General features: G+C 35.0%; 27 protein-coding genes. All 27 read left to right on the forward strand.

The features are described from left to right. The first annotated feature begins 63 nt into the window (after nucleotides 1-63). The 27 genes from NST12_RS16345 to NST12_RS16475 all read left to right on the forward strand — a co-directional run bounded on the left by NST12_RS16345 (nucleotide 64) and on the right by NST12_RS16475 (nucleotide 24,160). Nucleotides 64-249, forward strand: coding sequence for a hypothetical protein (locus tag NST12_RS16345; RefSeq protein ID WP_341102327.1), 186 nt, complete (start codon nucleotides 64-66; stop codon nucleotides 247-249). A 1-nt stretch (nucleotide 250) separates the two neighbouring features. Then, nucleotides 251-484 carry a TrbC/VirB2 family protein gene (locus NST12_RS16350; RefSeq protein WP_341102329.1) on the forward strand — a complete coding sequence of 78 codons (234 nt, stop codon included), beginning with the start codon at nucleotides 251-253 and terminating at the stop codon, nucleotides 482-484. Between the two features lie 111 nt (nucleotides 485-595). Beyond that, the gene (locus NST12_RS16355; RefSeq protein WP_341102331.1) at nucleotides 596-919 is read left to right on the forward strand and encodes a hypothetical protein; all 324 of its coding nucleotides are present in this window, start codon (nucleotides 596-598) and stop codon (nucleotides 917-919) included. Between the two features lie 36 nt (nucleotides 920-955). Beyond that, a complete protein-coding gene (locus NST12_RS16360) occupies nucleotides 956-1,531 on the forward strand; it encodes a hypothetical protein (RefSeq protein WP_341102334.1) in 576 nt (191 codons plus the stop codon). Further along, a complete protein-coding gene (locus NST12_RS16365; protein ID WP_341102337.1) occupies nucleotides 1,519-2,481 on the forward strand; it encodes a hypothetical protein in 963 nt (320 codons plus the stop codon). Before NST12_RS16360 ends, NST12_RS16365 begins: the two co-directional genes overlap by 13 nt. An 11-nt stretch (nucleotides 2,482-2,492) precedes the next feature. Continuing rightward, nucleotides 2,493-3,749 carry a toprim domain-containing protein gene (locus NST12_RS16370; RefSeq protein ID WP_341102340.1) on the forward strand — a complete coding sequence of 419 codons (1,257 nt, stop codon included), beginning with the start codon at nucleotides 2,493-2,495 and terminating at the stop codon, nucleotides 3,747-3,749. Nucleotides 3,750-3,773: 24 nt separating this feature from the next. Beyond that, nucleotides 3,774-4,178, forward strand: coding sequence for a hypothetical protein (locus NST12_RS16375; RefSeq protein WP_341102342.1), 405 nt, complete (start codon nucleotides 3,774-3,776; stop codon nucleotides 4,176-4,178). 29 nt (nucleotides 4,179-4,207) lie between these two features. Continuing rightward, nucleotides 4,208-4,561, forward strand: coding sequence for a hypothetical protein (locus NST12_RS16380; RefSeq protein WP_341102559.1), 354 nt, complete (start codon nucleotides 4,208-4,210; stop codon nucleotides 4,559-4,561). A gap of 14 nt (nucleotides 4,562-4,575) precedes the next feature. Beyond that, the gene (locus tag NST12_RS16385; protein ID WP_341102346.1) at nucleotides 4,576-6,855 is read left to right on the forward strand and encodes a VirD4-like conjugal transfer protein, CD1115 family; all 2,280 of its coding nucleotides are present in this window, start codon (nucleotides 4,576-4,578) and stop codon (nucleotides 6,853-6,855) included. Nucleotides 6,856-6,873: 18 nt separating this feature from the next. After that, complete coding sequence (locus NST12_RS16390) at nucleotides 6,874-7,584, forward strand: flagellar assembly protein FlaJ (protein WP_341102348.1); 711 nt, start codon at nucleotides 6,874-6,876, stop codon at nucleotides 7,582-7,584. A 17-nt stretch (nucleotides 7,585-7,601) separates the two neighbouring features. Beyond that, nucleotides 7,602-8,723: a CpaF/VirB11 family protein gene (locus NST12_RS16395; RefSeq protein ID WP_341102351.1), complete on the forward strand. Its 1,122-nt coding sequence runs from the start codon at nucleotides 7,602-7,604 to the stop codon at nucleotides 8,721-8,723. A gap of 191 nt (nucleotides 8,724-8,914) precedes the next feature. Next, nucleotides 8,915-9,409: a hypothetical protein gene (locus NST12_RS16400; protein ID WP_341102354.1), complete on the forward strand. Its 495-nt coding sequence runs from the start codon at nucleotides 8,915-8,917 to the stop codon at nucleotides 9,407-9,409. Between the two features lie 68 nt (nucleotides 9,410-9,477). Further along, nucleotides 9,478-10,221 carry a hypothetical protein gene (locus NST12_RS16405; RefSeq protein ID WP_341102356.1) on the forward strand — a complete coding sequence of 248 codons (744 nt, stop codon included), beginning with the start codon at nucleotides 9,478-9,480 and terminating at the stop codon, nucleotides 10,219-10,221. Nucleotides 10,222-10,238: 17 nt separating this feature from the next. Then, on the forward strand, nucleotides 10,239-12,452 hold the full coding sequence (locus tag NST12_RS16410) for a pLS20_p028 family conjugation system transmembrane protein (RefSeq protein WP_341102358.1): 2,214 nt from the start codon (nucleotides 10,239-10,241) through the stop codon (nucleotides 12,450-12,452). A gap of 5 nt (nucleotides 12,453-12,457) precedes the next feature. Next, nucleotides 12,458-12,778: a DUF5592 family protein gene (locus NST12_RS16415; RefSeq protein WP_341102360.1), complete on the forward strand. Its 321-nt coding sequence runs from the start codon at nucleotides 12,458-12,460 to the stop codon at nucleotides 12,776-12,778. A 2-nt stretch (nucleotides 12,779-12,780) separates the two neighbouring features. After that, nucleotides 12,781-13,443 carry a hypothetical protein gene (locus NST12_RS16420; protein WP_341102363.1) on the forward strand — a complete coding sequence of 221 codons (663 nt, stop codon included), beginning with the start codon at nucleotides 12,781-12,783 and terminating at the stop codon, nucleotides 13,441-13,443. Nucleotides 13,444-13,461: 18 nt separating this feature from the next. Continuing rightward, the gene (locus tag NST12_RS16425; protein WP_341102364.1) at nucleotides 13,462-15,432 is read left to right on the forward strand and encodes a VirB4 family type IV secretion system protein; all 1,971 of its coding nucleotides are present in this window, start codon (nucleotides 13,462-13,464) and stop codon (nucleotides 15,430-15,432) included. Continuing rightward, entirely contained in the window at nucleotides 15,432-16,421 is a 990-nt protein-coding gene (locus tag NST12_RS16430; protein ID WP_341102367.1) for a C40 family peptidase, read from the forward strand. The genes NST12_RS16425 and NST12_RS16430 overlap by 1 nt, the downstream gene beginning before the upstream one ends. 27 nt (nucleotides 16,422-16,448) lie before the next feature. Continuing rightward, nucleotides 16,449-17,111 (forward strand): hypothetical protein, encoded by a 663-nt coding sequence (locus NST12_RS16435; RefSeq protein WP_341102370.1) that lies wholly within the window; start codon nucleotides 16,449-16,451, stop codon nucleotides 17,109-17,111. Between the two features lie 33 nt (nucleotides 17,112-17,144). Then, entirely contained in the window at nucleotides 17,145-18,002 is an 858-nt protein-coding gene (locus tag NST12_RS16440; RefSeq protein WP_341102373.1) for a hypothetical protein, read from the forward strand. Between the two features lie 362 nt (nucleotides 18,003-18,364). Beyond that, nucleotides 18,365-18,622: a ribbon-helix-helix protein, CopG family gene (locus NST12_RS16445; RefSeq protein WP_341102376.1), complete on the forward strand. Its 258-nt coding sequence runs from the start codon at nucleotides 18,365-18,367 to the stop codon at nucleotides 18,620-18,622. Nucleotides 18,623-18,638: 16 nt separating this feature from the next. Then, a complete protein-coding gene (locus NST12_RS16450) occupies nucleotides 18,639-19,046 on the forward strand; it encodes a hypothetical protein (RefSeq protein WP_341102379.1) in 408 nt (135 codons plus the stop codon). 20 nt (nucleotides 19,047-19,066) lie between these two features. Next, nucleotides 19,067-20,284, forward strand: coding sequence for a MobP2 family relaxase (mobP2, locus tag NST12_RS16455; RefSeq protein ID WP_445662353.1), 1,218 nt, complete (start codon nucleotides 19,067-19,069; stop codon nucleotides 20,282-20,284). Between the two features lie 49 nt (nucleotides 20,285-20,333). After that, a complete protein-coding gene (locus tag NST12_RS16460) occupies nucleotides 20,334-20,594 on the forward strand; it encodes a hypothetical protein (protein WP_328201326.1) in 261 nt (86 codons plus the stop codon). Between the two features lie 22 nt (nucleotides 20,595-20,616). Beyond that, complete coding sequence (locus NST12_RS16465; protein WP_341102385.1) at nucleotides 20,617-21,474, forward strand: hypothetical protein; 858 nt, start codon at nucleotides 20,617-20,619, stop codon at nucleotides 21,472-21,474. Between the two features lie 115 nt (nucleotides 21,475-21,589). Continuing rightward, complete coding sequence (locus tag NST12_RS16470) at nucleotides 21,590-22,042, forward strand: ATP-binding protein (RefSeq protein ID WP_341102387.1); 453 nt, start codon at nucleotides 21,590-21,592, stop codon at nucleotides 22,040-22,042. 36 nt (nucleotides 22,043-22,078) lie between these two features. Next, nucleotides 22,079-24,160 (forward strand): type IA DNA topoisomerase, encoded by a 2,082-nt coding sequence (locus tag NST12_RS16475; RefSeq protein ID WP_341102389.1) that lies wholly within the window; start codon nucleotides 22,079-22,081, stop codon nucleotides 24,158-24,160. The last annotated feature ends 306 nt before the right edge of the window (nucleotides 24,161-24,466 follow it).

Raw genomic sequence — 24,466 nt, forward strand, 5'->3', positions numbered from 1 at the left:
TAATAGACCTTTCAAATGGAAGGTCTTTTTTTATTGCTTAAAAGAAGGAGGTCATGAAAATAAGTGGCTAAAAAAAAACCAGAACGATTTAAAGAGTACGAAGATGGAGCTAAAAGTATCCTTGAAGCTAAAGGGATTGATTATTATGAGTGGTTACACAAACAACATCAACAATTGGTTGAATCAGTCGTGATTACTAACTCCAATCTTCTGGGATTGTTAATTGAAGAAAAGAAAGGGGTGCAATGATTTGCAAGCACTTATAGCTACTCTTAAACAAATAGCGCAGAGTATTCAGCCACTGGCTCTTCCACTAGGTGGTCTAATATTGGCAATCATTGGTTTTGCATACTTTTTAGCACATGATCCCAATAAAAAGCAACAGTTAATGGGATGGATATTTAATGTTGCTGTCGGAATTACAATTGTTTATATCGCTGTCTCATTAGTTAACTGGTTTGGAGGTCTAATATCTAAAGGCTAATGAATTTTAAAAAAGAGCCTCTAATATTTTAAGAGGCTCTTTAATTATTAGATTATTTGTTACTAAGAAATAGTTGATTGCTCTGATTTTCATTATTGGAGGTTTTACAGAATGAGTTTATTAAATGAATTGGTGATTGGAAAAGTCATAAATATGTCTGGATTATTATTGATTAAGGAAGAAAATCAAGTTGATAAATTGGTGAAGGTTTTTGAGTTTTTAATTGGGAAACAGGAATATTTTTTTCAGCAACAACAACGGGCAGTTGTGAAAGAAATAGCTGCTAAACATATTAAAGACGGACTAACTCTCACTACTTTATTGCAAGAAATAGTAAATAGTAATAATGAATATTTGTTGGCTTTTAAGAATATTTCGAAAGAAATCTTGTCTAAAAAAAATGAGATTAATAAGTTAGCATTTTTGGTTTTGTAAGGGAATACCCAATTTTTTCATGGAGGTGGTATGAAGATGAGTCAATTAAACATTAATTATTGTACAATTGACGAATTTAATCGTGGTATTGTCGATGTAAGGGAAATAAAAGACGGAAAAGAAGTGACGTTTTCATATTTTTTGTGCGATCCTACTGACTTTCAGGAATTTCTGAAAAATATTAGAGAAAAGAGACGTACTTTTTTGGTTTTAGAAGAAAACGGCATTCGTACATTTGAATTATTAGTAGATGAAAAAGGAAATGCTACTTTTCGTTATCCAGAATGGTCTACGTTGAAAGAATTAAAAACAACGATTGGCGAAATTCATCATCTTGTGCAGTTTCCTATTGTGGAAAGAGATAAATTGAAAAAAATAGTTTATCAATATGTCAAAAACTCATTTGAAAAGATCGATGATAAGGATGAATATCCATTTAAATTCATTACACCATCTAACCTTTCTATGCTGAGTGAAGAATATTTGAATGATCTGTTGAATGAAGCCACTAAAGATGAAAATGGAAAAAATTATTGTTATATTGCTTTTTACGAATGGCTAGAGAATCGTTTTTCCGAGCAGAAAGGAAGTGAAGTTCCTTGCAAGAGTTAATGATCAGATTCTCTACAGAAGGCGAACGTTTTCGCGAATTAAATGAACATAAAAGTTATTTTTTAACCGAAGCCGAAGAAGTAGTGCAGCAGTTGAGAAGTCGCTTAAAAAATCAAAAACGAGAAGTAGAACCAAAAAGATTCGGCTTTTATTTGAATGGCCAATACTTAATTGATACAAAATTGGTTTTCTCAAATCCGGATTCACTGGAAAATCAGATACGACATGTGATGTTGGAATATACAGAAGAATGGGATGAAAGTTATCGGCAAGAAAAATTGAAAGAATTTTCGGAATTAGTCAAAAGGGAAAAAGAATGTTTTTTAAATCGAGAATTTCGTGTATTTGCTTATTTAATGCGTGATACGTTTGAACAGAAAGCCGATTGGCTTTTTTCTTTGTCTCAATTAGAGCAGTTGTTTCAAAATGTATATGCCAAACTTTCAGGTGGTTTTTTCTCCCATGTAGAAGATATTGTGGATTCCATTTATCAGTCTTATTTACAGATTGTAGACTATTATGAATTGCTTGAGGGTACTCATGATGAAATCCAACAGGCCAAGGCAAATCACTTTAATAATGATGAAAAGTTTATGGAATTTACTCGTTTTGTAACGGCTGATTATTTTTCGCTTAATCGATCAAATCTTCCTATTTTCGCTAGTAAAGATAAATTGTATCAATCCGTTCAAGATTATTTGTTTGAACGAAAAGCCGTTCGAGATTTCCAACTTGCTTTGAACGTTCATTCAGATATTCAAAGACAACTACAGAAGGCTTGGACGGAATCACTAATGGAAGGTACTTTGATTAACAAAAAGGAAGTAGTGGAATGGATTATTCAAAAGGTATTAAATGAGTTTTTGAAAAAAGAATTGGAACAAGAAAATATTACGGAAGAAGAAAAAGCGTTTTGCCAATCTTTAGTGCGAATTGAAACAAGATGGTAGGGGAAGGACCAATGAATAAAGATTATGAAACCCTCACATATCGTAATTTAGAGGAAGCTCTTTCGTATCTAAATGCGGAGGATAAAGGACGTTATTATATCTGTGAGTGTCCAGAATGTTCTCATCATGAAGCTTTTATTTATAAAAACAATCCTCATTTTCTCAAATGTAATAGGGAAAATAAGTGTGGCGCGCGCTTTTATTTAAAATTTAATCAAAGATCAAAACCTGTCGTTTTGAAAAAAAACTCGATTCCTGAAAAAAGGAAAGGCTTAACGGCGATTCAACAAGAGCAATTAAAAGAAATGACAAAGTTTATCAAACATATTCAATTTCATACGGAAAATAATTTAGATAACTATCGCGGATTGAAAAGGGAAGTAACGGAGCCTTTTATTGCTAACCTTCAAAATCCAAAGGTAGTCGCCCACCTTTTTTCGAAATATAAAGAGCTATTTGGGAAAGATTACTCCAAAACAGATTTTATGACGAAAAGAAATTTGATCTTCCCCGTTTATGGAGAAGATGGCTTAATCGAGCGAATGCTATTAAGATCCAATATTGAACATATAAATCGCAAAGAAATTAACCTTATCATTAATCCCGGCAAAGACGCCAGGGATTTTTTTATGGATATTCCAGAAACATCTAAATATGTCGTCATAGGTGAATCCCTTTTGGACGCCTTATCATTCCGTGAAATAGATAAAGACGTGGGAATCATAGGATTGACGAGCACTAATCGGACAAGGCAAGTTAGAGAATATTTGGTTAAAAATAAGGAGCAATTGAAAACAAAAGGATTTATTTTAGCTTTGGATCAAGATAAAGCCGGACGAAAAGCTTATCAAGAAATTCATGATGTATTGTCTCAAGAAGGCTATTCTTCCGTTAATATCTTGTCTTTTCCGTTAAATATAAAAGATCCGAATGAATATTTGTTGTTCAATCGTGAAGAATTTAGAGAAGTTTATGAAGAAACTAAAAAACTATTAGAGTTGCAAAAGGATACCAGTCAAATTCGTTTTTATAAAAAGAAAGATGACTATTCTAAGTACATTGAAGTGGAAGGGGAGGATGGAACAAAAGGGAGCTTTGTAATCGATTCTATTTATGATGATAAAAATCCTGTTATTTTGCAACGTGGCAAAACGGTTTTATGTTCAGTCCATGATAAGGATTTTAAACAATCTTTAATCCAAAAGGTAAAAGAGTATGAAAAAAAAACAAAACGAAAAACAAGGTTGTATGAATATGAACGAGCGTAATTCAAGAAAGAAGGTGTATTTCCGTTGTTTTCTGGATTAAAGTATTTATTTGCTGCCATTATCGCAGGGGTTATCATCATTGCTTGTTCTTATTTTGGAATTACGCAAAATAGTAATACACGAACGACTGAAGAAGTAAAAACCATGCTGTCATCGGCGAGCGTGGGGGATATGAGAGATAGTCTTTCCATAGGTGGAGACAAAAAAGAGTTTGTTGCCAATCTCGTTTCTAATGTGATTAAAGAACAAAAAAATCATGGAAAAAATATTCGAATCAGTTATGTTTTTTTAGATAAAAATAATCAACCGACCGAAGATGATGATCGCATCACAAGTGTTCAATTCAAAATTGAATATTTAAACGATAAACAAGAAGTACGTTCAACGGCAGAACAACGATTGTCGTTAAATGAACTTCCTCAATCCTAAAAGGAAAGGATGATTCACCCTTGGGAGAAATGAAAGGCGCTGTTCTTTCTATGATTCTTTTTTCTTTATTTATTCTACCGTTTTTGCTCTATTTTGGTATACAGAGCTTACAAGAAAATGCGTTTTTAAAAACGACCACAGAAGTACAGGAAATGGTAGAGTCTTACGGTGGTGTAACGGATGAAGTGCAAACAGTTGTCGATAGTTTGAGAAAAAAAGGTTACGAGATTTCTTTCATTAATAGTCAAACAGGTCAGAGCGTTGTGGGAACTCAAGCGCCTGGAACAGTTATAAAGATTGATTATCTGTACAGGTATAACAATGTTTATAAGGAGCAGACGTTAAAAACGACCGATTTCGCAAAAATTAATCGAAGAGAATAAGAAGGTGGTTGAATTTGAATCATAAAAAGTTTTTGGCCATAGAAAAAATCGCTGAAACAAAGGTTCTCCTCGTGATTGCGTTGGTAGTTCTCTTTGTTTCTTTTTTTATTGCCAATTTTGTTCTTTCGTTGCTGCAAGAGATATTAAGGTTTATTGGTCGATTTGCTAAAACGAGTGAATTAGGAAGGTTACATGTTTCTTTTCAAGATTTTCTCCATTTTCAGCCGGATCTAAAAGCGTTTTATATCGGTTTTTATGGTCTCGTTCTATTTATACTCTTGAAGTTCATCATTAATATGAAAATGAATTATGGGGATTTAAACAAAGGACAACATGGAACAAGTGAGTTTGCGACAGTGAAAGAGTTGAAACAACAATACAAAATTATACCAGGAAGCAAGGAACCTTATGAGGGAGATAGTGGGGCGATTGTATCGGCTATTCAAAAAAACAATCGTTTTAAAATACTTTTCAATAAAAAAACCAATGACTATAAACTTCTTATCGATACGGGTCCTGTGCATACCTTAATCATTGGGATTACTCGGTCAGGTAAAGGGGAACGTTGGGTTTTCCCTATGATTGATGTCATTTCAAGAGCTAGTAAGAAGTCTAGTATGGTTGTTAATGATCCGAAAGGAGAACTGGCTGCGGCATCCTATGATACTTTGAAAAAACGAGGTTACGATGTTTATATTTTTAATCTTATTAAGCAAAGCAAATCGATGGGATTTAATCCTTTGCAACCAGTGATCGATGCGTATAAAAAAGGGGATGTATCTTTGGCACAACAATATGCGAACAGTATTGCATTCTCTTTGTATCATGATCCGAATGCAAAGGATCCTTTTTGGAATAACTCTGCAAAATCGTTAGTTACCGCGATTATTCTTGCGATTACAGAAGATTGTATCAAACTCGGAAAAGAAGAACGAATTAACATGTATTCTGTAGCCCATTTCTTAAACACAAAAGGCAGCGCTTATAACGAAAATGATGAGAATGAACTTGATTTATTTTTTAGGGCTAGAGATGAAAACAATCCTGCCCGTTTGATGTATGCAACAAGTAATTTTGCAGCTGGAAATACACGAGCCAGTATTTTTTCAACGGCGATGGACAAATTACAAATTTTCACGCTGACCCCTAATGCTAAATTCACTTCTTATAACTCGCTGGATCTCACAGAAGTAGGGTTTGGAGAAAAACCAATTGCCATTTTTATGGTGATTCCTGACCAAGATAAGAGTAATCACGTTTTGAGTTCGATTTTTGTTAGCCAACTGTATCGGATGAATGCTGAAAAGGCCACCATGACTCCAGGAGGAAAAATGAAACGAAATGTGGTGATGCTTTTAGATGAATTCGGAAACATGCCTCCGATAGAAGGAATGGCAAGTATGGTTACTGTTGGTGCAGGTAGAGGATTTCGGTTTAACCTAGTTATTCAATCCTATGGCCAAATTAAGACTCTGTATGGTGATGACGCTGATACCATCATTGGGAACTGTTCGAACCAACTGTACATTTTAACGGAAGATGTATCAACAGCAGAACGTTTTTCATCCATGCTTGGGAAGAAAACCATTACGGATCGCTCACGGAGTGGAAAATTTTTATCAACCGATAAAAGTGTGAGTGAAAGTTTAAAAGAACGTGCTCTTCTAATGCCTGATGAATTGATGAAATTGAAAGAAGGAGAAAGTGTAGTTGTCCGTGCTAATAAACGTCAAGACAAAAAAGGACGTAAAATTGTGCCAAAACCCATCTTCAATACGGGTGTTACGGCTTCTAAGGCCCGGTATGAGTATTTAGCAGATGACTTCGACAATAGTAAGTCTTTCTTGGATCTTCCCATTGTTTCTAATCATGATCAAATTCGATTGGAAGACATCGTTTATACTGCAAAATCGGATGAAGATGTTTATGTCAGAATGCGGGATATGTTAGACACTACGACTGTAAATAGACTCAAATCTTTAATTAGAAAAGATCTTTCCAATTCAATTCGCCTAAATGCAGAAGAAAGTATACAAATGCTGGACATGTTGGATCTCTTTACGTTCCAACAATTTTTTTCATTTATTTGTTATTATGCTCCTTTATCAACGCGATCCAGACTGGATATTTTTAAGTACATGGGAGCCTATTTGCCAAAATCGGTGATTGAAACTTGGAAAGAAAAAGCTGCCAAATTACGAGAATCGGAAGAAAATGAGGCTCCAAGTAATGTTGAAATTCATGAGTATGATGATTGGATCAAAAGAGCAGTGGGAGAGTCCCACGAAGTATAGAAAGAAGGGATGATGTTTGTGTTCATGAATCTATTATTGGAAAAAGACCTTGAAGTTTACTTGGAATATTTCAACAAGAAAAAGAAAAACTATACGATATTGAAATGGACTTTGGCGATTTTGATTTTTCTGATCTATGCACTCGGTGCTTTATTCATCAAAAAATATTGGCTGCTAATACTGGCTCCTTTATTCAGCTTCATAGCTTTCAGGTATCCTTATTTTGAAATGGTCATGAAAAAAAAACGATCTGATTTACTCAAGTCTTATTTATTTCCTGAATTTTTGAGGTACTTTCTTAGCCTTATTCATACAAGTGGAAATGTATATCTCACATTACAAGCAACGGTTCCTTATTTGAAAGAACCGTTGCGATCGGAAGTTCAAAAATTAGTAAAAAAAATTGAGCAAAAAAATGACCGGAAGGCGTACATGGAGTTTGCTGACTTTATTGGCAACAATGAAGCTCAATTGATTATGGGTATGATCTATGAGTTTACCGAAGTAGGAATTAAACAAGAAACATTAGCTGAATTGGCGTCATATATCGATAAGTTACAAGAAAATAAAATTAACGAATTAATTGAAAGAAAGGTACGATCCATGGATATTTATTCTTTTCCAGCTATTATACTAGGTACCTTTTTCATCCTAGGTTTTGCTGGAACGATATTAGTCCATTACTGGACAGGTATTTCAGTCAACGTAAATCAAGCGTTTCATCAATAAAAGGGAGGACGTAAAGCATGGAATATATAACAATGAATGAACAAAACAAGCAGCAAACAGTAGAGCGTATCATAAATAATAGTTTTTTAAAGCCGTATTTAGAAGACGAAGGGATTACAGATATTTCTTGGAATGGAACGGATTTGCGATTGCAGCATAATCAAAAAGGGCGTATGAAAGCCGAAATACAACCTACTATTGAACAAGTACGATCTCTTGTGAAACAAATTGCGGATGTGGAAGGAAAAGAATTTACCAGTGGTGAACCAATCCTGGATACAGAGTTTGGTTTTTTACGAGTGAATGCCGTTCATGAGGCGGCTGCACCGTACGGAATGACATTTAGTATTCGTGTTTCTCGCGCACGATTAGCTCTAACGGAAATAGAAGATATTTCTAATAAAAATGTAGCAAAGCTGTTAGAATTGTTAATAAGGTCAAATAGTAATATCCTCATATCAGGGGCGACAGGATCAGGAAAAACAGAATTACAGAAGCTATTGGTTTCTTTTATTCCGAAACATCAAAAAATCTCTTTGATTGAAGACACAAGGGATAGTCACATTAAGCTCTTGTATCCTGAATTAGATATTAACAGTTGGCAATCACTGACAGATGAAACAAGGACGAATAAAATCACGGTTTCCAAATTAATCAAGGCTGCTTTACGAAATAATCCGGATTGGCTCATTGTATCAGAAACGCGAGGTTCGGAAGCTGCCGACATGCTGGATGGCGCAAAAACAGATCACTCCCTTATTACTACACTTCATGCCAAAGGAGCAGCGAACATTCCTACCCGACTGATTTCCATGATACGTGAATCGGCGTCCTATGCAAATACTACAGATATGTTACTTGGAAAGGATATTGTAGAGCTTTTGCCTTTTGGCGTTCATATGGAACAAAAGTTTGAAAATGGGGAAATCAAACGTTTCCCTAAGGAAATTGTAGAATTTACCGATTTTACAGATCAGGGAGCACAATATACTTATTTATTCCGGCGTGAAAAACGATATGATGAAAAAACAGGAAAATACAGTACGGAAGATGTTTTTCATCCCGTTTCGGAAAAAACAAAAGAACACTTAATTGAAAAAGAATTGTATCACTTATTACCCGACGTGTTTAAATGCTAGTTTCATGCAACTTTCGTGAGATTTTTTGGATAGTTTTTTGCAATTTTTTTGATACTTTTTTGGTACGGAAAACAGAAAAAAATCTGCTATTATGATAGTGTGGGATAAAAAGGAACACGGCTTAAAGCGCTGTGTTCCTTTTTATGTTACAATAATTTGGTAAGAAACCCATAAAAGGGGAGAGATAATATTTGCATAAAAAACGGAAAAGAATATGGATGGGTCTTCTCGCTTTTTTTAGTTGTGTGATGCTTTTGGTTGGCTGTGAACCTAAAAAAAATGAAAGGGGAATTGCTACTGAAAATAAGAACGGCTATGTAGGATTAGTAGAAATGACGGATATTCCAGAATTGATAAAGGCCATCAAAGAGCAGAAAAATACGATATTGTTAGTTGGAAACACGAGATCTTTAACTGGGTCCAATTACGATGTCGTGTTAGACCAAGATTCAAAAAAATACAAAATAAAAACTTTCTTAATCAATAAGGATCATATAAAAGATTCCCGTAATCCAAAATGGGCTAAACTTTTGGAAAAGGAATTAGGGGCCGATGGTGGGCTATATTCGCGTTTTTATTGCATTCATAATGGCAAAGTAATTTCTACTAATGTTTTCAGTGCGGATAATTCTGCCAAACCAGGAAGTTTTGGGACGGACATAAGAATCGCTTTAAGAAAAGATTAAAAGAACCTATTACCATTTCGGAATAGGTTCTTTTTTTATTATTCAATTAAGGAGGTAAAATTCGGTAAATGAAAAAATCTAAATGGAAAGAAGCAAAAACCTTATTTAACGGAACAGGAATGACAGTCATTCTTTTATTACTGTTTTTTTTAAACTTTGGATATTTTTATTTGACTGCCAAAGATCTATTTCTAAGTGTCGTGGTGGGAATAATAGGGGCAATTGTTCTTTTTTTCTCTCTTGTCGTTCGAAACCAAAAAACGAAAGTGTATCAACACCAACTGTCGGAGCTTTTAAAGTATGCCTCGAACATGGTGTTTTTGCTGCAATCGGATAAAAATGTTTTGTATTCTCTTCAAGAGTCAAAAAACACGGTTGATCCTATCATTCAAAAGGATATTCAAAAAACCATTGATATTTTGGAAAAAGAAGCCCGATTGGATACGAGTCACTTTAAAAAGTATAACTTTCCTGCCTTGGATCAATTTCATCAGATTTTACAAATTAAATATGAACATGGTGGATCCGCAAAAAGGATGTTTAGTGAAGTCATCAAGAGTATGAACTTTGAACTTACGAAGCGTGACGAGCATTACAGAAAGAATAGAGGAATGGCGGCGCAAATTTACACTAACGTAGGTTTGGTTGGCGCTATTCCCCTTATGATGACGTTTATTGTGGCCCACTTGTATGACCAATTTTTGGAGGTACGTACGGCTTCGTCGATTATTTTACTGATCTTTTACTTTAGTTTTCTTTGGAACATTCATACGGTGCAAAAAAAAGTGAATGACATTAACATTCGTGTCTAAGTCTTGGGGGTGTCGATTTGAGTGGGGAAGATATACTCAAAAAATTTGATCACATACTAAGTTATTCAGGGCTTTTAGAAGACATGTTTCGAACCTGCGGTGGATGGATTGTGAAATTGCTACTGTATGTTAACGATGGGATCGAAACCGTTGTCGAAAAGATTATTACAACGAATGACTTTTACAAATACGGTCAGTTAACTGAATTTCGTTCGGGAATGGCGGCTGTAGTATGGGCGTTGTTGGCGCTAACGTTAGTCCTTATAGGGTACCAACTTATTTTTAACAAAATTGAAAAGCGATCAAACGTGATTTTAAATGGATTGTTAGCTTTCATGTTTATCATAAGTGGTCCCTTGCTAATGGATTATCTTAATAAACTTACTAGTGCTGGAGTTAATGCGGTTTTTAATGGGAAAGTTGGAACGAGTGGAGAACAGATTGTGAAAAACAATCTAGCTGATATTGATTATTATGTGAAAAAGAACTTTGAACTTGATCCTCCTGATAAAAAACTATACAACAATATTTCCCCCGACAATATTCGGTACATTGATTTTACTGAACCGGTTGATGATGATTTGATCAGTGATGCTAATGATGAGACGCAAAAGGCTATGAAAAATAAAATTACCATCGACAGTGATAATAAACAGAAACTTGAAGAACTAAGTTCAGGTTTGTTTAAATATGATGAAAAATATTACCGTTGGCATATCAATTGGTTTACCGTTATTATTTCGCTTTTAGTTGCTGCGTTCACGATGATTATGACGATTATCAAGTTGGCGAGATTAACCATGGAAATGGGGTTCCACAATATCTTTGGAATGTTAGTCGCGGCCACTGATATTTCGGGCGGACAGCGATTGAAAAAGATTTTAAATGAAATTTTCTCAACTTATGCCGTGGTCTTTTGTATCGCTTTGTTGCTGAAAATCTACACTATCTTTACGGCATGGACAGCTTCACAGGAATTTGGAGCGTTGGGATGGGGGAATATGCTCATTCTGATTGGTGGTTCTTGGTTAGTCATTGATGGTCCTAATATTGTGGAACGGTTACTGGGTATTGATGCCGGACTTCAAAGTGGTTGGAAAGCACTCACGGGTACGGCAGCCGCGCTTCAAATGGCCGGATCGGCTGCAAAAGGTGGAAAAGCACTTATGGACTCGGCTGCAGGAAAAGTAGCGTCTACTGTTGGTGCAATTCAAGGTGTGAGGTCAGCCTGGAAAGATGAAATGGGGAATGCTCCATCTCCATACGCTTCAAAGAATGGATTAGGTTCGGGTGGAAATAGCAATAGTGGTGATCAGGCTGTCGAAGGTATGGGAAAAGAAGGGATTCGAAGAAAAGAAGATGTGCCTAGTCCAAACGCAGCCGAAAAATCAATTTCTGGAAAAGGCCTTGGAACTATTAATACCAATAATAAACCTAAATTGCCTCAAGACTTGAAAAAAGGACAACAGGGCAATAAACTTTCCAATCTACCTGGCTCCTCCAGAGATTACTCTACGAAATCTATTCCTTCCCTAGGGGGTAAAGACTCGGCAGATGCCGGAATGACAGAAACACAAAATCCATCAAGTGATGAACATCTTGAAAATAATTCTATAGGATCTAATATTGAGCCTATGGATTCTAACAGTAACGGCGTTCCATCTATGGTATCTAACGTCGATAGTGTCGATCGCGGTTCAGTGAATCAAGCTGCAGATACAGTCCCAGAAACTGTTGGATCTAATCCTGATACAGAACAGGGAATGCCACAGTCTGAATCCGATCAGTCTAAATTAAGTGAAGCTGAGATTTTTGCTCCACGTATCAATGAACAAGGAGATTTGCAAAATTTAAATAATTCTTCTGACAATGCAGGAAACAATGGAGCAGCTAAAGAAGGCCGACTTTCCCGATCAGGAAGTTATTTGAAACCAGGACATATCGAACCAACTCATTACTTAACACCACTGGGCCAAACAAAAACGATGCAGAATATCAAAAATCAACATGCTATGGGCTACAATGGTGGATACGATGTTGCGAAAGGAACCATTAAGGCTGGAAAATACGTTGGGCAAAAGTATAAAAATCTAAAAAATTATGCCAGTAGAACCTTTTCAATGAGTGAAGAACCCTTCCAGGATCAAGATAATCATGTGCAACCTATAAAACCAACAGAACCTAAAGAACCGGAACATGTAAAAAGTCCTTTTGATCAGAAAGGAGAGTAGGAGTCATGCAATATGAAATCCCAAAGGAAATTAAAACAAAGCCTAAACTGTTTTTTTCCCTTTATGTCAAAGACTTTTTCATTCTGCTCATGGGGGCATTTATTCTGTTAAATGTCACAAGTGAATACGTCCATGCTTGGTTTAAAATCCCATACTACATCGTAGGGTTTGGATTTTTATTATTCATGTTGGCCAATTCCACCACTAATCCAGGGAAAAAATATTATCACACCTTTTACTTTTTATTAAGAAGAAACAGGTTTACGTATCATGCAATGGATGTTAACAAAGTCTTGAATGATAAACTGTTTCGAAAGGAGACATAAGTATGGAACAACCGAAACCAATTATTGTTGATCCGGAGGTTTCTAACTATAAGAAAAAACAACAAAAGCTCAAAAAAAAGAGGATAACTGTTCCTTTTCCAATATCAAATAAATCTAAGGACGCAGCCAAACAAAAAAAGAAGGAAAAGAAGAAAAAAACACGTGTACCCTTACGAACAATAGATATTTTACCTTTTGTCAAGCTCGAAGAGGATCATATTGTTTTAAAAGAAGGGGTTATGGATATTTTGCAGATTAGCAGCTTGGATATTGAATCATTAAGCCAACATGATCTTAACCGACTTATTTGGGAAAACACTCGTTTTTTGCGAAGTTATCAATTTGATTTTAAAGAAGTCTCTATGAATTTTCCTTCCAACACAAAAGTTCAACAGGAATATTGGTTAAAAAAAAGGGAACAAACAACAGATGAACAAAGATTAAAGTTCATTGATCAAAAATTATATGAATTAAAGTTTTTAGAGGAAGAACGCACTAATCGTGAGTTCTTCCTTTTTATATATGCAGAGGATAAATACAAGTTGTCGGAAAGAAAAAGGATCTGTAAAAACTTTTTCAAAAATTCTTTCCCTTTGCGAGAGCTAACTCCAGAAAAGAAAAAATCGATATTGTTTATTTTATACAACCAAAATACAAAATTATAAAAGAAAGGAGACAGCATGATGCCTAGTTTACAACTTCAGCTGCCTTTTTTAACTAAGAAAGACGATCCATCATCGCAAAGCCAGAATTTGAAAGAACAATATGATCTTGAATTTATACAAGCGATCCAACCACAAGGAGGGGTTTCGTTTAAAGAAAACTATATTCGAAAAGGAGATGGTTATGAAGCGTGCATTCGTATTTACAATTATCCTTCTCGTGTAAATGATAAATGGTTAAAGAAAATCGTCACTATGAAAAATATTGTATCTGTTGTGGATGTATCTACCATGGATCGTAGTGAAACTATTGCAGCCATCAATAAATCTATCCTTGAACAAAAAATGCGTCAAATGAACGAAAGGCAAGCCACAGCTCAACAGGATGCTTATAATACTCAAAAACAATTACAAAACTTGTACCAAGAAATCTCCCAATTGGGAGAAGTCATTAAAGAGGTTCATATTCGGCTATTCGTACATGGTAGAACAGTATCAGAATTAGAACGAAACGTTGAGGATATTCTGATAGAATTACAAGCGCAAGGATTTAAAGGGACTGTCTTTCTAAATGAACAAGAATATGAATTCAAGGCACTTACCAGTTCTTATTCTGAACAATCAAAAGAAATTAATCATCGTGAAGGAAGGGGAATGCCAGCCATCACATTAGCAGCCGGCCTTCCTTTTCATTATGCCGAGTTAAATGATCCTCGCGGAAGTTATTTGGGGACGACCTTTACAGGCGGAAATGTGTTGTTTGACCTTTTTCATAAAGACAAAAAAAGAAAATTTTATAACGCCGTTATTGTTGGACAGATGGGATCGGGAAAAAGTACCACGTTGAAAAAATTACTTTTAGATAACGCCTTGCGTGGTAATTTTATCAGAGGTTTTGACGTTACGGGAGAGTTTGAGACGTTGGTTACTAAGTTAAATGGAAAAATCATAGCCTTAGATGGAACCGATGGAATGATTAATCCTTTGCAAATTTATCGGTCACATACTGACGGAAAGATAATGTCTTTTGAAAATCAAGAAAAACATGCGTTTTTGAAACATTTATCTAAAGTTGCTAATTTCTATCGTTTTTTGTCTCCGAATTCTAATGATAGTGATATTCAAGAGTTTAAAAAAGTATTAAGAGATTTTTATGATTCTCTTGGATTTCTGGAAAAAATACAAACAACAGGTGTTACTACACTGAATAATGAAGAATATCCAACGTTCTCTGAATTATTGACTTTTGTAAAAAATATTTTATATGAAGATGTCGAAAATAAGATTATTAAACGTGATATGTCCAAAACAAGAGCTGAAAGGTTGGAAAAAATAGAATTAGTGATTGATGGAATTGTTCATGGGTTTGGTCATTTGTTTGATGGCCATACCACAATTCAGGATATTACCAAGGAACAAATTGTTTTTTTCTCGGTGAAATCCCTACGTAACTTAGAAAAAGAAGCCTTCAACGCTCAAATGTTTAACACTTTGACTATGCTTTGGGACCACTTAATCCAATTAGGTGAACCTCAACGTAAAGCTATTTATAAAGATGGTTTTGATATTGATTCGGTCATACGCTTTCTCGTTCTGATTGATGAAGCACACCTTTTTGTTAATTCAGAAAATCCATTAGCTGTGAACTATTTAACCGAGTTTGCACGGGAAGCTCGTAAGTATTTTGGTGGGCTGATTTTTGCTTCTCAATCTATTCGTGACTTTGTCATAGATGTTCATGACAGTGTGGTGGCCAATAAGATAAAGGTTCTTTTTGAATTAACTCAATATAAATTTATCATGCAACAAGATCCAAACTCATTAGACACGTTGGCGAGCGTATTCCAGGGACAATTAAGTGATAGTGAGTTAAAACAGATTCCTTATCTAAGCCAAGGAGAATGTGTTTTGGCCATTAATGGACTTCAAAACTTGACCATGCAAATTGAAGCCTCGAATGAGGAGTTAATGATGTTCGAAGGTGGTTTGTAATGCAAATTGCAAAGCAACTTTTGAAAAAAAAGCTTCTTCTTTGGCTAGCACCAACCCTTATCCCAGCATTGTTAGTGCTGCTTATGTTGTTTTTTGCATTCACAATCATTATCGAAAACAATCAAGATGATTCTTCTGGAAGTTATTGTTCCAGTAGTGGTTCAATTAATAAATCGGCATGGGATCAAGTCTTTGCTAACGCAGGTGTCCTAAGTGGAAAACAAGATGTATTTATTTCAGTAGCAGAAAAACAGGGCATTGACCCTGTTTTATTTGCGGCCATTTCTTTGCATGAAACGGGGTATGGAAAGTCCCAAGCTGTCATTGAAAAAAATAATCCGGGCGGATTAATGGGGAGTGGAGGACTGATGGTATTCCCTACCTTAGACGCCGGCATTGAAGCAATGGGACAAACCCTACATAACAGAATTGTTGTAGATGGCTTGAATACAATTGAAAAATTAGGTTCTGTGTATGCGCCAATTGGTGCTGCCAATGACCCAAACAATTTAAATGCAAACTGGGTTCCAGCTGTTACACAAATTGCTGCCAGTTTAGGTGGTTTAACAGGGGGGTGTACTCCCGGATCAACTCCTGCATTGAAGGGAAGTGAAGCTTTTAAAGCTGTAATGGCTGAAGCATTGAAATATCAAGGACAACCTTACGTTTTCGGTGGTTCGAACCCTACTACTGGTTTTGATTGTTCGGGACTCGTGCAATGGTGCTTCAAAAAAATAGGAATCAATCTTCCTCGCACAGCCAATGAACAATATAACGTTTCTAAAAAGATTTCTCGAAGCGAGGCGCAGCCTGGCGATCTTGTTTTCTTCCAAGGGACATATAACGCGGGTGTTCCAATTACACACGTGGGAATATATGTTGGAAATGATCAATTCTACAATTCCAATGGATCAGGGATTGAATATTCATCGTTATCGAATCCATATTGGGCTGCTCATTTTGCTGGATTTGGAAGAGTTATGCAATAAAACTTTAAAATGAAAGGAAGGAGCATTATGCAAAAAGTTTTATATTTTACATCCTCCATTGCGTTGCTTTTTGCAGCGCTTTTTTTTTATCAAGTCCATACGACTCATACAGTATCAAATGATTTGGCAACAGCCAATAAACAAATAAAAACATTGAAACAAAAATTAGAAGATCAAAAATTAGATGCTATCAACATTCCATCTTCCAGCGTCAGAAATACTCCGACTGAATCAAAACAACAAGAAAAAACAGTTCCGACAAAAGAGACAAAACAACCATTGAATCAGCAAGAAAATGTAGTCAAACCGATTCAAAATAATGCGACAGAAACATTTATTACTGACACCTTTACTCGCTTTTTCAACTACAACAACAAAAATTATTTGACTCGTTATGATGATTTGAGCAAAGCAGCCACTCCTGAAGTAGTAGAAAGTTTAAAAGGAGCTATGTCTCAAACAACGCCTAAAATTAATTTTCAAAACACAGTAAAAGACATGCAAGTTTATATGAATCCAAAAGATGATACCACAGCTTTAGTAATCGTCAAAAGCTCTTATAAAGTGGAAGGAGCAGATCCGGTTGAACAAAACGGTATATACCGAGTGAAAGTCTCAAAAGACCAACAAAACCTTAAAATTGTTTCCCTTGAATATGGAGGAAATTTCGACCCTATCGTTCATAGTTAAGTAAAAAATAAAGATCAAATAGGAGGTGATCGCGTGGCATATAAAGTAACCAATGGGCGAAAAAATAAAATTTATTCTACCATCTTGTTTGGATTTTTGGCTCTTTTTATGTTCTTTATTTTGTCTAAAACTTTTATGTTTGACGCTGATCCAATTGTTCAAACCAAAATTAATGAATCAGTAACGGGCTTAACAAATACGACGATCACATTGAGAAAGTGGGTATATGATCCGGAAAAGAATTTAATGGAAGTGCAAATTGATGCAGACGATACAGTAGGTGATTTAAATTCTTCTTTAACTTTTAAAGCAAGAGAGAAAGACACTTTAACAGAATTACCAGTTAAAGTTGTGTATCACAACGATCAAACATATGTGGTTTGGATTCAAAACATCCCTGAAAAGTACAAAAGAATTAGTTTGATCATTGGGGAAAAAACAGAATCCAATCCACTATCAGATGATCAAGAAGCTACGCAAGATACACAAGGCTTAGACGACACAGCTGTCCTTTATTGTGATTATCGAACAGTGAAAAAAACACATTTAGAGAAAAAATCAAAGCATGAATACGCATTAGAAGAAATTAAAATGGATATTCAATTACAAGAAAAAGAGATTCATAAACTTGAAAAAAAGATTTCTCTTCAAGATGATTTGAAAAATCAATTGTTGAAAGATATTAACAAAATAGAAGAAGAGCAAATGTATCAAACAGAATCTGAAAAGCAGAAAAGTGATGCAGATATTCAAGCTAAACGAAATACTATTATGGAAATAGAAATGAAAAAACAAGAGCTATTTAATCAACTAAACGAAGCAAGAGAAAAAGCCACCATTCTTCAAAAACAGCTAGAAGATGAACAAAATAAATATACATTTGGTAGTTAAAGAAGATGAAAAAAAGTTTACCGTTTTCACAAAATAGAATCCGATTTTTGAAAAAAAGTGTAAGAAACCATGTGGAATGATATGTAGAGTTCATATAGAAACTATATAGAAACTATATAGAAAATGTGTAGAGTTCATATAGAAACTATATAGAAACTATATAGAAAGCTCACTTTTTTTGACCCCATCGTTTTATCAGGCACTGCCTGATCCCACACCTTCGGTGGGGGCAAAAACTCCTTATGCTCTTGCATTTTTCTAAAACACCGAATTTGGAATAAATACACAATTAGAGAAAAAGAACAAAACACCATCCTCTACCGTTTGAAAAACAAACAAAAATTCAAAAAGGAAGAGCGTTTGTGGATATTAAAATTCGAAAACTTGATCCTGCCGTTGTTCGTCACATTGATGAACTAGCGAAAGCCAAAAATCTTTCTCGCAACGAATATTTAAGACGCTACATTTCCAATTTATCTGTTGTAAAAGAAATCAAAGAACAGCAGCAAAAATATGAAGAATTGCAACACAAAACGTTAGAGGTCATTCAAAAAAATACAATAGTAATGAACAAAATGATAGAGCTTATTGAGGAATTAATGACCGAAGAATTGGAATAAAAAGGGGATATCAAAAATGTATAAGCAAAAAAATTATTATCTTGATGAATCTGTTATTTCATACATTGAACAGTATGGAAAAGAAAAAAATCTTAAACCAAGTCGAGCTTTATCCCAAATTGTAAAAGAACATGCCAAACAAAACAATGAACTGTTAGAAAAAATCAAACTGGCAGTAAAAGAAGTTGTTCAAGAAGACTTGAATCGAATAAGGGCCGGTACCAATTTAGCTGATCGAAACTCCAGAATGATTTTAGAATTTATGAACCATTTTTTTGTCGCAAAAAAACACCAAGAACTGATTACAACAGAGAAATTTAAATCACGTGCAATTATAGAAGCTGAACAAGTAGTCAAAAAACAAATTGCAGAAGCACGGCTAAAAAAATTAGAACGGGAACAAAAAAGGCAGCTTCATGAATAATCATAAAAGGAGTGATGATATTGTCCACTCCACCGGGTGTAGTCATTAAATCAAAGTTTGTGTTTTCCTCAAATAAATACAAACAAAATCATCGAAAAGCATATGACGACTATATAAAATACATTGAAAGGAAAGAAGCCGTAAATAAAAAAGAAAACGATTTTTCTTCTTATCAAGACTACATGGCCAATGAAGAAAAAACGACGGCTCTCTTTACAAAAGATGAAGATCATCTTTCGCCAGATGGAAAGAAAAAATTAAAAAAGGCTTTTCTGCAAGCTCAAAAAAATGGATCAGTCATGTGGCAAGATGTTATAAGTTTTAACAATGCATGGCTCGAAAAACATGGAATTTACGATAGCAAAACAAAAATTTTGGATGAAAAAAAAATAAAAGAGGTCACTCGTTCGGCCATGGAGGTGATGATGGAAAAAGAAAATTTATCTCATACGGCTATTTGGAGTGCAGCAATCCATTACAATACCGATAACATTCATGTTCATATTGCCATGTGCGAACCTTTTCCGAGTAAAGAAAGAATCATTCAAAAAGGAAAATATAAAGGTCTTCATCGCGGAGGCCGTAAGAAAAAATCCATCGAAGCGATGAAAGCAACAGTGATCAATAAGATTATGGATCGGGGGGAAGAATTAAAAAAAATAGATGAATTGATTCGAAAAAACATCGTCAAACATAAAAAAGAAAAAGTCTCTTTGCTGGAAGATAAAAAAACAAAAAAACTGTTCCTTGAAATCATGAGAGAGCTGCCTAAAGACAAAAGGCAATGGAAATATAATTACAACAGTTTAAAAGATATACGGCCTAAAATCGATCAATTATCTACTATTTACCTTCAAAAATACCATAAAAAAGAGTTTGAAGAACTGAAAAAAAGACTCATGATTGAAACTGAATTAAAAAGAGAAGCGTACGGTGAAGGAGATAAAGAAAAAAATCGATACCTTGATTATTACGACAATAAAATAAAAGAATTATACACCAGGTTGGGAAATGCTATTTTAGCTGAAATGAGAAATTACGATACATGGCAAAAACAATATGCTAAAAAACAAAATGCTATTCATCGTTCAAGGTTAAAGATCCAGCGAAAAAAATTTCGGGAAAATCTTATGCTTCGAAAGAGTTTTAGAAGACTCAATTACATTATGAATTCCGAATATGAAAGCTGGAAAAACCAACGAGCTTATGAAGAATTGCAAGAGGAGTTGGAACGCTAGATGGTGTATAATATGAAAAACGAATTGAAACGAGGGTGAGGGTTCAATCATGGAGAATAATCGATCGTCTTATACTAAATCAGCTGAGTTTCTATGTGCTTATTCTTGGGAAGGAAAGACAAAAGAACAAATTATTAAAGAAATGGCTCTTCCTGATTATGAGCAAGTGTATTTAGAAGATGCCATGAGAGAACTTGCTCCACAAAAGAAATTTACAGGTTGGGATTTAGATCGCTATATCCTTCAAAGATTAGATATGGAAGAAGATGATGACTTTAATCCGGACGATGTTATTTTCTTGGATCGTTAATTAAAAAGAAAGGAGTTCCAATGTGATTGAGTATCATTCAGGAGATATTGTACGAGTTTTTTATCCGTATACTCCAAAAGTAATGCAAAAAGGAAACAATAATCTAGGTAAAAACCGATTTGGTCTTGTGATTAATGCAGGGAACAACTCAACAGTCGCTTTACCAATTTTGCAAATTGTTTCTCATCAAGGTAAAACACAACGCCCTGATTATATTTTGAGGGAGGATGAAGTTAGAATACCGGAAGGTGTCACTTATTTCAAACGGTCAAAAGGACGTGTTCCAATCTATGGTGTTATCAAAACTGAAAGAATTGAGTTCTTTGATGATGATGAAATTTCTAAGCCATTAACGACTATTGATCTTGAAACTAAAATAGCCGTGTTAAAACGATACAAACATATCATGACCATACCTATCTATGTCAAAACTATGAATAAAGAGTCTCCCCATCATCAAAAGGCAATGGAGATATTTGAACAAGCTATCATAGCAGAAAAACTAAAATTTCTTTCAACCGATTCGGGAAAATGTATGTATGAACATGAGGAACATTCATTGTTGAGGATAAACAAAATACAGCCTATGGGTAAACTGGCTGCCAATAAAAGAATCCATGTGTACGCTGTAAAATTAACAGACGTAGAAACACAGGATTCTTTTTTTTGTACCATTTTCACCATGAAAAAGGAAAAACAAATTGCTAAAGAATGGGGAAAAGCCAAGAAAGGAATGGATTGGCTAAAAGAAGACGAAAGATACTATCTTTTGAAGAAAAATATAGATCGAGAGTGGGAAGAACCAACTCCCTATCCAAATCGCTATATGCCCTTTTCTGCTTTTTGTGAAAAAATCAGAGAAAATTCTATGGGAAGATGAAAATGCAACTTTCGTGAGATTTTCGTGCAATTTTTTTGATACTTTTTTGGTACGGCGAAAGCCTAAAAAAAGAGTAAACTGATAGTATGAAATCATATTAAAGGAGCTGTGATTCATGGAAAAAACAAGAAAAAATCCACGTTATTTGATGCTTATCGGGGGACAAGGAACTGGAAAAACTCATTTTATTAAATCTTTACTAAAGAGAGTGGACAGGGAACAAAATCAAGTTGTTATTATAGACGAATGTGATGCTTATGCTTCTTATGTTCCTTCTATTTATACTCAACCTTTTAACGACAATCGTTCTTATCGTGTGATTCCACAACAGGATTTTGATATGGGAGCTTTTCTTAAAAACCTCAACAATTCCGTTGATTATCTTATTATTGATCATGCAGATTCTCTTTTTAAAAAAATGTCGGATTATGAACAGTTCCGTACTTTGTCTCAAAAAGGAGCCATTAAGCATATTTATTTAGTTTTTCAAGAACAACCGGACCTTTCATATTTCCCTTCCTTCTCGGTCATAAAAATGCCGGATTTTGCAACTCTTCCCGCATTGTGATGAAGGAATTTAAAAACAGAAAGGTGGAAAGATAAATTGTTAGAAGTATTTGTGTGTGAAAAGCCGAGTCAAGCAGAAACCATCGGAAAAGCATTGAGTAAATCGATCAAACGTAAAAATGGATATTATGAAGGAATGGATGGACGTATTTATACTCATGCGTTTGGCCACTTAGTCGAAGCTAAAAAGCCAGAAGAAATCAATCCAAATTGGGGATGGGGAGGAGACATCAGTCACCTTCCTTTTTTTATTCAAGATATTCCTTTAAAAATCAAAGAGGATGATGGAATCAAGAAACAATTTAAGATTATTGTGGATTGGATGAAAAAAGCCGACATTATTGTAAATGCAACAGATGCCGGACGTGAAGGTCAACACATTTTTATGAAAATTTACAAATTGTCCAATGTAAAAGGGAAAAAAGTGAAACGGCTTTGGGTGCGAGATCAAACGGAATCCGGCATTAAAAAAGCATATGCTGCTATGAAAGATAATGAAGATTATGCTGGAATGACGTTAGCAGGACAATTACGAGAAGAAAGCGACTTGCTAATTGGATTGAACGCCACTCAACTGGCCACAAAACTAAGTGGCAGCAAGCACGTCATTTCCTTTGGGCGAGTACAAACTCCCACTTTGGCGCTGATCGTCAAACGAGATGAAGTTATCGAAAATTTTAAGAGTGTGAAACATTACAATATAGTCGCTCCAACTGGTCTTAAAGACGAAGAAGGAAAGAAAAAAGTCTTTGAAATGAAATTGGAGAAAGATGAAAAATTAACAAAAGACCAAGCAATGGAACGCTTGAAAGGACTGTCTGTAGCGAATCGGACTCGTTATAACTTAGAAACTCAAACGGTGAAGGAAAAACCTAAGAATTTGTTTAGTTTAACCACTTTACAAATGCACATGAATGGAAAGTATGGCTTTACCGCCAAAAAAACATTAGTTGTCTTACAAGCGTTATATGAAAAACATAAACTTGTAACCTATCCTCGGACCGAAGCTGAACACTTGGCCAGTGATGAAGATTTGCCGGCTATTTTAGCCGCCCATAAAGATCATGAATTTCTTCGAGAAGTTGTGGCCAATGAATGGAAAATGGAACCTTCTTTCATAGATCCTACCAAAGTAACGGATCATGAAGCCATTATTCCTACAACGAAAAATGCTGCAGGTGTCGATTTATCTGAGGATGAAAAAACATTGTATCGAGAAATCATGCTCCGTTTTGCACAGAGCTTCTATCCAGAAGCTGTATACACAAAATATACTGCTACTTTCCAAGATGGAGAAGAAACTTTTCAAACCGGGGAAAAGGTTTTGATTGAACCAGGATTTTTGGTTTTGGAAGGGAAAAAACCCGGAACAGCCAGATTGGAATCTCTTCAATTAGAAGACATTGGAGACTATGAAATTCGTGAAAAAGAAACACAACCACCAAAGCGATACACTGAAAAATCCTTGCTTGAAGATATGAAAAACGCAGCTAAACTCGTAGAAAGAAAAGAGGATAAAGCTGTACTAAAAAAGGTTGAAGGAATTGGTACTCCGGCTACTCGTTCAGAGATTATAGAACTTTTAAAAACTCGCAAGTTCATTGAAGAAAAAGGAAAACATTTAGTGTCTACTCCACTTGGCCGTGAATTGATTCATATGATGCCTGATGATTTTTCGCTGTATTCAGCATTACTGACAGCCGATTTTGAAACAAAACTGTCTATGATTGAAAATCAAACTTTAACAAAACAAGAATATTACGATCAATTAAAAGTGCTAATCGAAACGATTGCCAATGAAATACGTGCTAACATGAAGCCCATTCAATCTGCTGCTAGTGAACAAAAAGAAGCAATCTGCCAATGTCCTCAGTGCGGAAAGCCAGTGTATGAAAATAGCAAAGCCTATAGTTGTAGTGGTTTTAGAGAAGGATGCAAAATTACGGTTTGGAAAAATGGCCTTGAACGTTTTGGAAAAAAGAAAATTTCCAAAACAGAAGCCAAAAAACTTTTGGAAGGTAAAATCATAAAAGTGAAGTTAAAAAGCAAATCCGGTAATCCATATGAAAAGGAAGTTCGATATAATCCAGAAAAACAATGGATAGAATTTATAAAGTAAAAATTCTCTCCATCAGCGCGGAGATATTGGAAAATAAGTAATTTAATGGTAAAATAGGAGTGAAAGATAAATTGGATGCAGTACATCTTTTGGACATTTACAAAAAGACATTGTCAGAAATCATTTCATCACCGGAAAATTGGATTTCTTATTTACGCTATCATGCTCGCATTCATAAGTATCCGTTTAATGCAGCAGTTTTAGCGTATGCACAAAATCCCAAAGCGATAATGATTGCTTCACCTTCCATTTGGAAAAAAGTAGGTCGCACTGTGAATAAAGGTGCAAAAGGGATCATGGTTTTTA

This window comes from Bacillus sp. FSL W8-1127, assembly GCF_038006725.1.
Taxonomy (GTDB): domain Bacteria; phylum Bacillota; class Bacilli; order Bacillales; family DSM-4216; genus Bacillus_O; species Bacillus_O smithii.